The 14,114-nt window shown below is 64.9% G+C and carries 13 protein-coding genes; 8 read left to right on the forward strand and 5 right to left on the reverse strand.

Annotation, left to right across the window (positions count from 1 at the left end; translation table 11 throughout):
* Window positions 1-22: 22 nt before the first annotated feature.
* The gene (locus ACKLLE_RS11925; protein ID WP_420058078.1) at window positions 23-1,324 is read right to left on the reverse strand and encodes a leucine-rich repeat-containing protein kinase family protein; all 1,302 of its coding nucleotides are present in this window, start codon (window positions 1,322-1,324) and stop codon (window positions 23-25) included.
* Window positions 1,325-1,466: 142 nt separating this feature from the next.
* On the opposite strand from ACKLLE_RS11925, the gene ACKLLE_RS11930 reads away from it, so the two are divergent.
* The gene (locus ACKLLE_RS11930) at window positions 1,467-3,356 is read left to right on the forward strand and encodes a propionyl-CoA synthetase (RefSeq protein WP_420058080.1); all 1,890 of its coding nucleotides are present in this window, start codon (window positions 1,467-1,469) and stop codon (window positions 3,354-3,356) included.
* A 416-nt stretch (window positions 3,357-3,772) separates the two neighbouring features.
* Here the strand turns inward: ACKLLE_RS11930 and zapE are convergent, their stop codons facing one another.
* The gene (zapE, locus tag ACKLLE_RS11935; RefSeq protein WP_420058082.1) at window positions 3,773-4,861 is read right to left on the reverse strand and encodes a cell division protein ZapE; all 1,089 of its coding nucleotides are present in this window, start codon (window positions 4,859-4,861) and stop codon (window positions 3,773-3,775) included.
* Between the two features lie 198 nt (window positions 4,862-5,059).
* On the opposite strand from zapE, the gene ACKLLE_RS11940 reads away from it, so the two are divergent.
* The 7 genes from ACKLLE_RS11940 to ACKLLE_RS11970 all read left to right on the forward strand — a co-directional run bounded on the left by ACKLLE_RS11940 (window position 5,060) and on the right by ACKLLE_RS11970 (window position 11,406).
* Entirely contained in the window at window positions 5,060-5,587 is a 528-nt protein-coding gene (locus ACKLLE_RS11940) for a Csu type fimbrial protein (RefSeq protein WP_420058084.1), read from the forward strand.
* Window positions 5,588-5,622: 35 nt separating this feature from the next.
* On the forward strand, window positions 5,623-6,159 hold the full coding sequence (locus ACKLLE_RS11945; protein WP_009406568.1) for a Csu type fimbrial protein: 537 nt from the start codon (window positions 5,623-5,625) through the stop codon (window positions 6,157-6,159).
* A gap of 20 nt (window positions 6,160-6,179) precedes the next feature.
* Window positions 6,180-6,713, forward strand: coding sequence for a Csu type fimbrial protein (locus ACKLLE_RS11950; RefSeq protein WP_064304225.1), 534 nt, complete (start codon window positions 6,180-6,182; stop codon window positions 6,711-6,713).
* 3 nt (window positions 6,714-6,716) lie between these two features.
* Entirely contained in the window at window positions 6,717-7,214 is a 498-nt protein-coding gene (locus ACKLLE_RS11955; protein WP_420058086.1) for a Csu type fimbrial protein, read from the forward strand.
* A 45-nt stretch (window positions 7,215-7,259) separates the two neighbouring features.
* Complete coding sequence (locus tag ACKLLE_RS11960) at window positions 7,260-8,027, forward strand: fimbrial biogenesis chaperone (protein WP_420058088.1); 768 nt, start codon at window positions 7,260-7,262, stop codon at window positions 8,025-8,027.
* 62 nt (window positions 8,028-8,089) lie between these two features.
* Entirely contained in the window at window positions 8,090-10,441 is a 2,352-nt protein-coding gene (locus tag ACKLLE_RS11965; RefSeq protein ID WP_420058089.1) for a fimbria/pilus outer membrane usher protein, read from the forward strand.
* A complete protein-coding gene (locus ACKLLE_RS11970; protein WP_064304229.1) occupies window positions 10,438-11,406 on the forward strand; it encodes a Csu type fimbrial protein in 969 nt (322 codons plus the stop codon). The genes ACKLLE_RS11965 and ACKLLE_RS11970 overlap by 4 nt, the downstream gene beginning before the upstream one ends.
* A gap of 153 nt (window positions 11,407-11,559) precedes the next feature.
* Here the strand turns inward: ACKLLE_RS11970 and ACKLLE_RS11975 are convergent, their stop codons facing one another.
* The 3 genes from ACKLLE_RS11975 to ACKLLE_RS11985 form a co-directional block, all read right to left on the reverse strand.
* Entirely contained in the window at window positions 11,560-12,696 is a 1,137-nt protein-coding gene (locus ACKLLE_RS11975; RefSeq protein WP_420058092.1) for a M14 family metallopeptidase, read from the reverse strand.
* 52 nt (window positions 12,697-12,748) lie between these two features.
* The gene (locus ACKLLE_RS11980; protein ID WP_420058093.1) at window positions 12,749-13,261 is read right to left on the reverse strand and encodes a DUF4880 domain-containing protein; all 513 of its coding nucleotides are present in this window, start codon (window positions 13,259-13,261) and stop codon (window positions 12,749-12,751) included.
* Between the two features lie 423 nt (window positions 13,262-13,684).
* Window positions 13,685-14,011: a hypothetical protein gene (locus ACKLLE_RS11985; protein ID WP_009406560.1), complete on the reverse strand. Its 327-nt coding sequence runs from the start codon at window positions 14,009-14,011 to the stop codon at window positions 13,685-13,687.
* Window positions 14,012-14,114 lie beyond the last annotated feature (103 nt).

Raw genomic sequence — 14,114 nt, forward strand, 5'->3', positions numbered from 1 at the left:
CGGTCCCTTTGTTTTGGGGCTCCTATGGACGATGCAGGGACGCCAGTTGTTGCACGATCCCCGCAAATCCCGGCCTTTGAATGACCTCGGCCTGCACACAGGCCTGCTGCAACGCCTTTATTCCCTGTAATTGCTCATCGCATCGCGCCAGCAACTCGCCCAGCAGCACGCCGAACGCCCGCACTTCGATCCGCTCCAGCAACCGCGCTTCGGTACTTCCGTCCAGCGGATGGAACGATGCCGCACCGAAATCGCCAAGCAGGCTGTGCCCGCGGTCATCACAGAGGATGTTGTGGCCATACAGATCGCCATGACTCAGGCCCTGCCCATGCAAGTGCGCCGCCACGTGCGCGATGGACAGCGCCAGGCGCCGCAGCCCCGGGCCATCCAGGCGGCGCTCGACGGGGTAGATATCCCGGGTGCAACTGTCGAGGCTTGGCGGCCCGGCAAGGCTGAACCAGGCCGGATCGATCAGTTCCATGACCAGCGCCGCGATGCCCTCGGGATGATCCTCGACCCTGCCCAGCAGCGGAATCAGATGCTCATGGCTACCGGCCAGCATGCAGGCGGTCATTTCGTCCAGCGGCGTGCCGTCGCTGGTGATGTCGCCCTTGTACAGCTTGACCGCCACGGCGCCCTCGCGCCCCTTGAGACGGGCGCGGTGGATGATGCCCGAGGCGCCCTGGCCGAGACGCTGGTCGAGCTGGATGTCCTGCCAGGCGATGCGCGGGAAGCCGGCCGGTGCCGCTGGTGTGCGCAGGCCCGCAGGCAACGGGTTGCCGGCATAGGCCAACCAAGCCAGCCGGGGCATGCGCAGCAGCCACCCGGGCAGATGTTCGAGGCGGTTGGCGGCGATGCGCAGCAGCTCCAGCCCTGTGCAGCGTTGCAGGCTGTCCGGCAGATGGCGCAAACGGTTGCCGGAGAGCATGAGCTTTTGCAACCCGGCGCAGTCGCCAAGGGCCTCGGGCAGTTCTTCGATGCGGTTGTCGGTGAGTACCAGGGAGCGCAGGCGCGGGGGCAGGGCGGCGGGCGGTACATGAACGATGCGGTTGCTCTTGACGCCAACCACCTGCAACTGCGCGCAACCACCGATCCCCTGCGGCAGTTCGCTTAAGCGATTCTCCGAACAAAACAGCACTTTCAGCTTGTGCAGCCGACCCAGGTCGTCGGGCAGGCTGGTCAGGCGGTTGCCGGTGAGGTTGAGGACTTCGAGGCTGTCGGCAAGGTTGAAGATTTCCTGCGGGAACTGCTCAAGGCCGCAGGCCAGGTCGAGGCGCACGCTGCCTGCCAGGCGGCCGGACTTGAGATCGTCGAGAGAATGCATGGGTGCTGCCGTGGAAGAAAAGGCCGTCATGATAACGGCAAAGCCCGTTGCCCATGCGACTTAAGTTCGATAGCAGGCTGGCGCGAGCAGGCCATACTCGACGTTCGCCCTTTAATAACAACAAACACAGGGTTATTCATCGATGAGTTATCAGCAGTGCTATGACCGCTCCATCGCCGCGCCCGCCGAGTTCTGGGCCGAGCAGGCGCAAAGCCTGGCCTGGTTGCGCAAGCCTACGGAGATCCTGCGCGACAACCCCGACGGCACCCACCAATGGTTCGCCGACGGCCGGCTGAACAGTTGCCACCTGGCCCTTGACCAGCAGATCGAGGACGGCCGCGGCGAGCAACTGGCCCTGATCTACGATTCGCCGGTCACCGGCAGCCAGCAGACCTTCACCTTCAACCAGTTGCGCGACCAGGTGGCGCGCCTTGCCGGGCTGCTGCGCGAACTCGGTGTGGCACAGGGCGACGGGGTGGTCATCTACATGCCCATGGTGCCCGAGGCGGCGATGGCCATGCTCGCCTGTGCGCGGATCGGCGCGGTGCATTCGGTGGTGTTCGGCGGCTTCGCTCCCCACGAGCTGGCGCTGCGCATCGACGATGCGCGGCCGACCCTGCTGCTCACCGCGTCCTGCGGCCTGGAGTTCGACCGCGTCATCGAGTACAAGCCGCTGGTCGACCGGGCCCTGGAGCAATGCGCGCACCAGCCGCGCCAGGTGTTGGTGCTGCAACGAGCGCAGGCCCGCGCCACCCTGGTCGAAGGCCGTGACCTGGACTGGCAGGCCGCCGTGCAACAGGCCGCCCCGGTGCCGCCGGTGGAGCTGCTCGCGACCGATCCGCTGTACATCATGTACACCTCCGGAACCACCGGCAAACCCAAGGGCATCGTGCGCGAGAACGGTGGCAATGCCGTGGCCTTGCGCTTTGCCATGAAGCACATCTACGGCATGCAGGCCGGTGACGTGTGGTGGGGCATTTCCGATGTCGGCTGGGTGGTCGGGCATTCGCTGATCGTCTATGGCCCGTTGATGAACGGCTGCACCACGGTGTTCTACGAGGGCAAGCCGATCCGTACCCCGGACGCCGGGGCCTATTGGCGGGTAGTGGAGCAGTACCGGGTCAACGGCCTGTTCTGTGCACCGACGGCCATGCGGGCGATCCGCAAGGAGGACCCGCAGGGCCTGCTGCTGCGCCGTTACGACCTCAGCTCGCTGCGCCAGTTGTTCCTGGCCGGCGAACGCCTCGACTCCAGTACCCATCAATGGCTGGAAAGCGTCAGCGGCAAGGCCGTGCACGATCACTGGTGGCAGACCGAGACCGGCTGGCCGGTGACTGCACCCTGCCTGGGCCTGCATGGCAGCGGCGGGCGCGCGGGGTCGAGCAACCGGGCGGTGCCGGGTTATCACGTGCGGGTGCTGGATGAAGATGGCCAGGTGCTCGGTGCCAACCAGCAGGGCGCCATCGTCATCGCCCTGCCATTGCCGCCCGGGTGCAGCCAGACCCTGTGGGGCGATCACCAGCGCTACCTGGAGTCGTACCTGCAGACCTATCCCGGCTACTACCACACCGGGGACGGCGGCTATCTGGATGAAGACGGCTTCGTCTATATCATGGGGCGTACCGACGACGTGATTAACGTTTCCGGGCATCGCCTGTCCACGGGCGAGATGGAAGACCTGGTCGCCCGCCACCCGGCGGTGGCCGAGTGCGCGGTGGTGGGCGTGCGCGACGAAATCAAGGGCCAGGTGCCGTTGGCGCTGCTGGTGCTCAAGGATGGCGTGGACAGCGGCGAGGCGCAGTTGCAGGCCGAGCTGGTGGCCACGGTACGCGAGCAGATCGGTGCGCTGGCCTGTTTCAACCAGGTCCGGGTAGTCAAGCGGCTGCCCAAGACCCGCTCCGGGAAGATCCTGCGCGCGGTGCTGCGCAAGATCGCCGACCAGCAGCCTTACGTGGCGCCGTCGACCCTGGATGATCCTGCGGTGTTGGTGGAGATCGAGGAGGTGTTGGCGGGGTTGGCGCGTAGTGCCTGAGAACCTCGTTATGGCCACCGGGCGCATGCCGATAGATCTTCAGCGCCCTTGAGATCGAGCGCCGCCCGCGCGGCGCATCGCTGGCAAGCCAGCTCCCACATTTGCAACGTGCCATGGCCTGTGAGATCTGCGCTGCCAGCCTTTGGATGTTCGGCGATCTACTGCGGGAGACTGTTGGGTTCGACAGGGTATCGCGTCGTACAAGCAAGGCGATCACTATGGCCTGTCAGGCATAGGTACGTTGCAACAAATGTGGGAGCCGGCGTTGCCGGCGATGCGCCGCGCGGGCGGCGCTCGATCTCAAGGGCGCCGGAACAGTCATGACAAGCACCTGTCAGCCTTTATGCGATCTACTGACGAGCCTTCTCACCTCAAAGGATGTGTAGATACCCCTCGCAGCGATCAGCCCCACCACATCATTCAGGCCCGACCTGCTGCAACTGCCCCAGCCGGCTCCGCGTCCTTGCCAGGTCGGCCACGCTGCCGCCCAGGCTTTGCGCCAGCGGCCGCTCGCCGATCAGCAACAGCCGCTTGTCACGGTCATACAGTACGTCGATCAGGTTGATGAAGCGCTGCTGGGCGGCGATGGTGCATTCCTGCAGGTCCGGCAGGCCTTCGATGGTCCAGTGCTCGAAACGCTGGATCAGTTCCAGGTAATCGATTACCGCGGTCGCCTGTTCGCAGATGCTGGCGAAATCGAAGACCACGCTGCGCTCGTCACGCACCCGGGCGCGCAATTGGCGCTTGTTCACCTGGAGCACTTGCTCGTGGGTCGCGCCACCGAAGCCCAGTCGCTGCAATTGCCCGGCAGTCCCGGGCCAGACGTAGTGTCCCTGGGTAAAGCGCTGCTGGCGTCCGGCGTCGGGCAGGGCGCGGTAGTCCTGTTCGCCACCGACCTCGAGCACGTCCATACGCGCTTCGATCAGCCGGATGACCGGTTCGAAACGCTGGTGATAGAGCGGGTTGGGCAAGAGCCCCTTGGGCGGATAGTTGGACGTCACCAGAACGAAGATGCCGCGCTCGAACAGGGCCTGGTACAGCCGCGTGAGCAGCATGGCATCGCCGATATCGTGGACATGGAACTCATCGAAGCACAGCACGCGGCAGTCGCCGAGCAACGCGTCGAGGGTGACCGCCAGGGCATCGTCCTGGCGGCGGTGCTCGAACATGCCCTGGTGCAGCCGGGCAAAGAAGTCATGGAAGTGCAGGCGCCGCTTGGGGACATCGCCCAGCGCGGTGAAAAAACCGTCCAGCAGCCAGCTTTTGCCGCGCCCGACCTGGCCGTGCAAGTACAGGCTGCGGGCCCTCCCGGTTGGTAGGCGTGCGGCCTGCTCGGCCATGGCTGCAATCACCTGCTGCTGGCCCTGGCTCAGGCGGTAGCCTTGCTGCTGCGCCTTGTCGGCGAAAAACCGTTGGATCTCGCGGGCTTTGCCAGGCTCGGCGGCAGGGGCGGCGGCCAGGCGTTGGCGCAAGGCGCGCAGGGGCGAGCGGATCCAGGCGGGCAAGAGATGTTCCTCGAACGGTGGCAGGTGACGAACGGCGGCAATATTAACCAGATAGTGAAAAGTGCTGCCAGTCGCGAACGCCCGTATTCGTCGGATATTTCCTATACATGAGCTGTACATTTCCAGTTCGGCTGGCAGCATTTTCCTCGACTGCTACCCTGAACTCCAGGTCAATTCCTGCAAGGACAGGGAGGAACGGTGAAGGGAAGATCACTGGTGGCGTTGTTGGGGTTGTACGCGGCCCAAGGCGTTGCCGCCACGGATTTCCTCGTCGAGGTTCGCATCGACGTACAGCGGGGCTGCCTGCTCATCCACGAGCCACGGTCGGCTTCCGCGCAGGCCTTGGGCGTGCTGGATTTCGGCCAGAGTCCACGGCTGGACGATCCCTACGGGCCCTTGGGCAGCCAGTTGCTGGTCCAGCGCCCGCCTCGGCTGGAGTGCAATCCGGACACAGCCTATCAGGTGCGGGTCGATGGCGGCCTGCATGGCGGCACCGGCGAGGTGCGCTACCTGGTATCCGCCGATCCCAAGGCCCGGCCCATACCCTACCGCCTGTACCAGGATCCGGCCTGGCGCGTGCCGCTGTCGGTGAATATTGCCCAGCATGGCCGGGTACCGGACAGCGGAACGGTGGAACTTCCCTTGTACGCACGTATCGACACACAAACCGAGCTTCCACGGACGGGGCGCTATTCGGACTTGTTGAAGGTGACCGTCACCTGGTGAGGGTCATGAACCGCACTGCTTAGGGAGCGAGCAGCATGCACGCATCACGCATTCTCCTGCTGGGCCTGGGGCCGCTGTTGCTCAGCCCGGCAGCCCATGGCGCGATCAGCGGACATATCGAGGCGCGCCTGGTGCTTACCTCGGCCTGCCAGATCAGCAGCGACCCGGCCAGTACCGCGCCGGCCAGCGCGGCGGGCGGCGTGCTCGATTTCGGCCAGCAGGGCCCGCTGTGGAACCAGACCCTGCGCGCGGCCATCGATGAACCTGGCGGCAGTGGCAACCTGCAGATCAGTTGCAACCCTCAGGTCCGCGCCTTCACCGTGACCATCAATGGCGGCGCCAACCCCGACGGCGCCACGCGCCGGCTGAGCAACGGCGGCGTGCTGATTCCCTACCAGCTCTCCACCGACCCGGGCGGGCGCAGCAACTACGGGATCGGCCAGCAGCTCAACTTCACCGTGAGCAGCGCGCAGCAGATTCCCATCCCTATCTACGGCGTGGTCGTAGCCAACCCCAAGGCCCTGCCTGCGGGCGTTTATCGCGACACCCTGACGGTGACGCTGGACTGGTAACAGCCATCAAGGAGTGAACCATGAAACCGCAACTGAATCGTTTCGTTTTTGCCGGCATCGGGCTGTTGCTGGCTTCCCAGGCCCAGGCGGCCACGGTCACCGGGCAGATAAACGCCTCGCTGGTGCTGATCTCCAGTTGCCAGGTGAACGGCTCCACGGCCACCACCGGGGTCAATTTCGGCGCCCTGAACTTCGGCACCCAGACGGCGTTGTTCACCACGGCGGGCGCCCAGGTGCTGGCGGGCGGTGGCGGGGCGATGAGCATTCTCTGCTCCAATGGCGCGATCCCGGTGATCAAGATCGGCGCGGGCGCCCATGACGGCGCCTCCACCGGCGGTACCCGCGCACTGGCCGACGGCTCGGGTAATTCGGTGCCTTATGACTTCTATTCCGACTCCGGGCTGACCACCGTGATACCGATCAACGGCACCATTACCCTGCCTACCAGCAGCGGTACGGCGCAGACCGTCAACCTGTACGGCAAGGCCGTGGGCAAGGCCGGGCTGCCCCCGGGCACCTATACCGACACCGTGGCGGTCGAGCTGAGTTTCTGAGCCATGCGCGGGCGCCTGGCCCTGGCGCTACTCGCGGCGGCTGCAGCGCCGATACCCCTGGATGCGGCCACCAGCAGCACGTTTCTGGTCAATGCGACCGTCCAGGCCGGGTGCCTGGTGGTTGGCGGGGTGACCAACTACGGCAACCTGGCGTTCGGCAGCTATTCGGCATTGTCCACCGCCGCCGTGACCACCCAGCTCGGCGGTACCACCGTCACCCTGCAATGCACGCCTGGTGTGACGCTGAGCATAAAGATCGGCGGGGGGCAGAACAACAACGGGGTGCGCAACCTCAAGCGCAGCACCGGCAGCAACCTGGTGGCCTACCAGTTGTACAGCGACGCGGCCTTCAGCCAGGCGCTGGGCATCGACCAGACCGTCAATGTCAGCTATGCCGATCCGACGGCCATCAAGCTGCCCGTGTACGCCCGGGCGCAACTGACCGGAGCGCTGCCCGCGGGCAGCTATAGCGATGTGCTGCAGGTGACCTTGACCTTTTGACGGCGTACGCGCCGGTATTACACGACCACCATGAAGGAGAGCGGGATGTTCAGGGAGAGGGCGAGGCTGGCATTGGCGGCATTGCTGCTGTGGGCCGGAGCGACGTCGGCGGCGACATCGGTGCTGATCTGGCCGATCGACCCGGTGATCGAGGCCGAGCAGAAGGCCGGCGCGTTGTGGCTGGAAAACCGCGGCAACGAGGAAGCCAACCTGCAGGTGCGGATCTTCGCCTGGCGCCAGGGCGGGTTCGACGATCAATACCAGAACCAGCGCGACATCATCGGTAGCCCGCCGCTGGCGAAGATCGCGCCGGGGCAGAAGCAGCTCATCCGCCTGACCCGCACCGGTACCTCGCCGGTGGGCCAGGAGCAGGCCTACCGCATCATCATCGATGAAATTCCTCCGGCCTTGCCGCCCGACAACGCCGACAAGCCCCAGGCCGCGATCCGCTTCCAGATGCGCTATTCGGTACCGCTGTTCGTCTACGGCCAGGGCCTGTGGGGCAAGGCCGACCCCAGCGGGCAGCGCAGCGACGCCGGGGTCGGCAAGCCGCAACTGAGCTGGCGCCAGGTATCGACGCAGGGGCGCTCCTGGGTGGAGATCCGCAACACCGGTCCGGTTCATGCGCGCCTGACCGATGTGGTGATGCAGCAGGGCGCGCAGAGCCGGCCGCTGGTGGAAGGGCTGCTCGGCTATGTGCTGCCGGGCGCGACCATGCGCTGGCCGGCGCCACTGCAGGCCTCGGCGTCTACCGCGCTCAAGGGACGGATCAATGGCGGTGACACGGCGCAAACCATAGCCCAGGGCCAGTGAGCCGGGTGAGCAAAGGATGAACCTCGGGCCAGGGAGCACCCGACGATGGCGGGGAAAGGTGCGTGAAGGGATTTACCACGGGTTCCTGCCCGCTGTTGCTGGCGGGTGGCCTGGCGTGGTGCCTCGGTGCCACGTCGTGGGCCGGCGAGCTGCCGCCGCCGCCCTCTGCGGAGGAGGCGATCAGCGATGCCGAGCTGTATCTGGAACTGGTGGTCAACCAGATGAACAGCGGTAACGTGGTGGTCGTGCACCAGCGTTCCGGGCGCTTCTACGTGGCGGCCAGCGACCTGCGTGCCGTGGGCGTCGACTTTCCCGTGCCGGTGCCGGAAGAGGTCGCGCTCGATAGCGTCGCCGGCCTGCACAGCGACTACGACAGCCAGGCCCAGCGCCTGGTGCTGCAGGTCCCGCCGGCCTGGCTGCCTGGCCAGCGCATCGGCAACCGCTCCCTGGGCCCCGGCGGCGAGGCCAACAGCAGCTTTGGCGCCTTGCTCAACTACGATGCCTACCTCAACGACACCGACGATATCGGCAGCAGCCTGTCGGTGTGGAACGAGCTGCGGGTGTTCGACGCCTGGGGGACGTTCTCCACCACGGGCCAATGGCGCCAGCAGATCAGCGGGCGCAACTACGCCGACAACCAGCGTGGCTTCCTGCGCTACGACACGACCTTTCGCTACACCGACGAGGAGCGCCTGCTGACCTTCGAGGCGGGCGACGTGATCAGTGGCGCGCTGCCCTGGACTAGTTCGGTGCGCCTGGGCGGGGTACTGCTATCGCGTGACTTCTCGGTACGCCCGGACCTGGTCACCTATCCGCTGCCGGCCTTCGCCGGCGAGGCGGCGGTGCCGTCATCGGTGGACCTGTTCATCAACGGCTACAAAAGCGCCAGCGCCGACCTGCAGCCCGGGCCCTACACCCTGACCAACGTGCCCTACATCAACGGCGCCGGCGATGCGGTAGTGGTGACCACCGATGCCCAGGGCCGGCAGGTGTCCACCACCTTGCCGTTCTACGTCACCAGCACCTTGCTGCAGAAAGGCATGAGTGATTTCTCGGTGGCTGCCGGTGCCTTGCGGCGCAATTACGGGATCAGCGATTTCTCCTACGGCAAGGGCCTGACCTCGGCCAGCCTGCGCTACGGCATCAGCGACAGTTTTACCCTGGAAACCCACGGCGAGGCGGCGCAGTCCCTGGCCCTTGGCGGGATCGGCGGCAATCTGCTGGTGGGCACCTTCGGGGTGGTCAACGCCGCGGTCAGCCAGAGCACCTTCGATAGCCGCAGCGGCCAGCAACTGAGCCTCGGCTATCAGTACAACAGCCAGCGCATCGGCTTCAATTACCAGCGCCTGGAGCGGTATGGCGACTACGCCGACGCCTCGTTGCTGGACAGCCCCTATGCCCGCCTGAGCCAGCGTAGCGAGCAGGTCACGCTCAGCCTCAACCTGGAACGCTACGGCAGCCTTGGCGCCGGCTATTTCGACGTGCGCGCCGGCGACAACTCGCGCACCCGCCTGGTGAACCTGAGCTGGAGCAAGTCGCTGTGGGGCAATACCAGCCTGTACCTGTCGGCCAACCGCGAGCTTGGTGGCGAGCAGTGGGCAACCCAGGCGCAACTGGTGATTCCTTTCGACCTGCACGGCACCCTCAGCCTGAGCACCGAGCGCAACCAGAGCGGCGAGAATGTCCAGCGGGTCAATTACAGCCGCGCGGTGCCCAGCGATGGTGGCCTGGGTTACAACCTCGGCTACGCCAGCGGCGGCGACCAGTCGGCCTACCGCCAGGCCGACCTGACCTGGCGCCTGCAGTCGGTGCAGCTCCAGGCCGGCACCTACGGCACCAGCCAGGCCATGACCCGCTGGGCCGATGCCAGCGGCTCGCTGGTGTGGATGGATGCCGGCGTATTCGCCGCCAACCGGATCGATGATGCCTTCGTCGTGGTCAGTACCGAGGGCTTCGCCGATGTGCCGGTGCGCTACGAGAACCAGAATGTCGGCCGCACCGACAGCAAGGGGCATCTGCTGGTGCCGTGGAGCAGCGCCTATTACCGCGGCAAGTACGAAATCGACACCCTGGAACTGCCAGCCAACGTGCGCGCGGAAAACGTCGAGCAGCGCGTAGCGGTACGCCGTGGCGCCGGGTACCTGCTGAATTTCCCGTTGAACCGGGTGCGGGCGGCGAGCATCGAGCTGGTCGATGCCAGTCACCAGGACCTGCCACTGGGCAGCCAGGTCCGCCATCAGCAGACTGGCGCTGCCGCAGTGGTCGGTTGGGACGGACTGGTCTATCTGGAAGGGCTGGCCGAGGACAATACCCTGGAGGTACGGATCGCCGGCGGCGGCACTTGCCTGGTGCATTTCAGCCTCGACGCCGGACAGGACGATGTGCCGCTGCTCGGCCCGCTGGTGTGCAAATGAAACGCCTGCTGCCGATGCTGGCGCTGCTGTTGCTTGCCGAGCCCGTGCAGGCGCTGTGTTCGGTGGTGCAGGCCGGCAATGTGGCGTTCGGCAGCGTGGCCTCCACTACGCTGGCGTCCACCGTGCAATCCTCGTCCAGTACCAATGCCGGCCTGCGTTGCAGTGGCTCGCTGGTGACGTTGTTGCGCAGCGATGACTTCTTCAAGGCCACCTTCACGCCGACCGGAGGCACCACCGGCCTGGTCGGGCCCACCGGCGACGTCATCCAGTACACACTGTATGCCGACAACACCACGTCCTACCCGATCACCCGCGGCCAGCCCTTCGATTTCGCGCGCAACGGCATCCTCGATGCGCTGGGGATCCTCGGCAACGTGGTACCGGCGACCATCCCGGTGTACGTGCGGACCCTGACCGGAAGCAACGTCGCCGCCGGCAACTACTCGGAAACCTTCACCGTGTTCTGGAACTGGGATTATTGCTACGGCATCGGCGTCGGCGGTTTGTGCGTCGGGCGCCAGACCCTGACCGGCAGCACCACCATGACCGTGACCCTGACCGTCACCGCCGACTGCCAGATCACCACCCCGGCGATCAACTTCGGCAGCGCTCCGGTGGTGAGCGGGTTTTCCACGGTGAGCCAGAGCGTCAGCCTCAACTGCACCAAGGGCAGTGCCTATACCGTGGGGCTGAATGATGGTCTGTATGTGTCGGGCGGGCGCCGACGCATGAAGTCGCCGGCCAACAATTACCTGGCCTACGACATTTTCAAAAGTGCCGGTACCGTGCGCTGGGGTTCGCTGACCAGCGCGCGTCGCTCCAGCAGCGATGCCGATATCAACCCGGGCAATGGCACCGGAACGGGCAGCCAGGTGTTCAACTACAACGCCAGGGTCTACACCGACCAGGCCACGCCGCCGGCGGGGGCGTACCAGGACAGCGTGATCCTGGATGTGGCTTTCTAGACAGTTGCAAGCACGACGCGTCCCCTGTGGGAGCGGGTTCACCCGCGATTGCTGTAGTGAATTCACCATAGCAATCGCGGGTAAACCCGCTCCCACAAGGTCCCAGCAAGTCAAAGAGTTGGGTTTTGTTCTACGAGAACGTAGCCAGCGCCTTCAACGCAATTCGTGGACCATCTGCCCGACCGCATCCAGCACCGCCGATGCAAGCTCCTTCGAACGCTTGCCCGACCAGCCGGTGGCCGGGTTCGGTGCGTCGTCGTGGTCCTTGAACGGCATTTCCAGGGTCAGCGACAGGCAGTCATGGGCCTGGCCCACCGCATTGCAGGCCAGGGTCATGTTGGCCTGGCCCGGCGCACTGCGGGGATAACCATGCACATCCTGGAAGTCCCGGGTCAGCCCGCACAGGGTTTTGCGGAAACGCTCCTCCAGCGCGGCGATACGCGGGGTGTAGCCCGGATTGCCCTCGCAGGCGGCAGTGAACACGTGGGGAATCTCTTCGTCGCCATGGACATCGAGGAACAGGTCGACCCCATGCAGCTTCATCTGTTGCTGGGCGAACAGTACCTCGGGGGTCTGTTCGCTGCTTGCGTCCTGCCAGGCGCGATTGAGATCGAAGCCTTTGGCGTTGGTGCGCAAATGACCGTGGAAGGCACCGTCGGGGTTCATGTTGGGGATCAGGTACAGGTCGGCAGCGGCCAGTAGCTGCTGCAGGCCGGCATCGTTGGCGGCGACACGGTCGATCACACCTTCCATGAACCACTCGGCCATGTGCTCGCCGGGATGCTGCTGGGCGATGATCCATACCTTGCGCTTGCCTGCGGCGCCGTCACCAACACGCAGCAACGGAATATCACGGCCTTCGACACTGCGCCCGGTGGCCAGCAGGCTGACACCCGGCAGATGCCGGGCACGCTCGATCAATTGATTGTGGCGAGCCCGCGAGTACGGCTCGAAGTAGGCGAACCAGGCCTGCGGCTCCTGGGCTTCGAGGCTGAAATGCAGGGCCTGGCCATCGAAGCGTGACGGAACACGGAACCAGTTGCGCTGATCGTAGGAGGCGACGGCGTGGTAACCGTCCCATGCCTTGTTGTAGGAGGACCCGCCGGCATTCTCCAGGGTGAAGGCGTGGGTCTGGCCGGGCGTCAGGCCGCTGGCCTTGAAGTGGAACCATTGGAAATGCGCGCTGGCGCTGTCGGGGCGGATCGCCAGGCGCACCTGGGCGGGATTGCTGGTGTCCCGAACGAGGATATTGCCGGAGTCGAAGTCGCAGTCGATGCTCAGTGCGGTCATTGGCCTGGGTCCTTTGCAGAGTTGTTGTGGGCAACAACTCTACACAACCCGGTCAGTACCAGAAACCCAGGGCCAGCAAGGTGGCCAGCCCAAGACCCATGGCGACGGTGCAGCCACCCAGGGAAAACGCGGCCCGGGTCTGCCGGTACCAGTGGTTTTCGCCCAGCGCCCGGGCCGGCGCCAGCAGGCTGCGCCAACGCAGCTCGGTGGCGTGGAAGGCCGCCAGGTGCTCCGGGTCGGCGTCCAGCCAGCGGCGGAAATCGATGCGCTCGCTGGCGGTGATCAGCGGACTTTGCAGCCGCACATACCACTGGCCGGCAGCACGGGCGAGCGGAGCAGGGGCGGGCAGGGTGGCCTGCAGGACTTGGTTCATATGACGCTCGACGCTCGCGTCGGACAGGTCCAGGCGCCTGGCGATGACCGCGTAGGTCAACTGGTCGAGGCGGCTCAGCAGGAATACCTGCTGAACCCGGCGTGGCAGCGCTTTCAGGCGGTGCAGCAGCGCGAGTTCGGCGGTGTCGGCGGGTTCGGCGTGATGGTCCAGTGGCAGCAGCAGACGGGTCATGGTTCCAGCTCCTTGCGGTGGAAACGGAGGAGGGAGGTAGGGGGCATCTTCCTTGATGCGGTTGAGAGCTTAGTCTTAACGAGATTGATTCTCAAGTGCTAATTTCAGCAAAGGCGCGCCTTGGGCTTATCACAGGGAGGGTCCTTTGATATCATCGCCACATTCAGCAACACATCGCCTTCATTAGCCTGAAGAGCCCAAAAAAAAGACCCGGCAAAAAGCCGGGTCAAAAACCGTGATTAGCCTGATGAGGAGATAATCTGGAGTCCGACCTAAGGGCTCCGGGTTATCCAACCAGTCTCGCGACCAGTTGCGATCAATAATAATCGTTCTCATTTTCAAGTCAAATGAATTTTCGGTAATTCTCCGAAAATTCTTTCTTCCCGTGCCTGAACCCAGGCAGTCCGGGCCCTCACGCTGTTGTTATTCTTTCCTTTCCTCGTCTTTCGGCATGCGGCTGTGGCTGTGGTCAATCATCGCGCGTGCGAGGTTGATCAGGTGCATGGACATCAGCATCTGGTCCTGGGCCTTGTCCCGCGCGATCTGTGCGGCCTGGTAGGCAGTGCCCGAGGCGCAGCGCAGCAGCCACGCCGCCTGCTCGGCGGCGGCCTGTGGCGACAGGTCGTCGCGCGCCACCACCAGTTGCATGTCTTCCAGTCCGGGCGCGTTCTCCGGAGCCGGGTTGAAGTAGTAATCGAGGGCACGGCGCGAGGAGTCGCTGTCCAGGTGGCTGGAGGTACTGGCACTCATGAGGAGGGTCTTCCTTGGGGTTGTGGAGAGGCACGGGGAAATATAGTACCTGGCGTATTTTTTACAGCGTTTTAAATACTACAATTTGTGTATTGAGCGAGAA

Origin of the sequence: Pseudomonas bharatica (assembly GCF_048586865.1) — a bacterium.
Lineage (GTDB): Bacteria > Pseudomonadota > Gammaproteobacteria > Pseudomonadales > Pseudomonadaceae > Aquipseudomonas > Aquipseudomonas bharatica.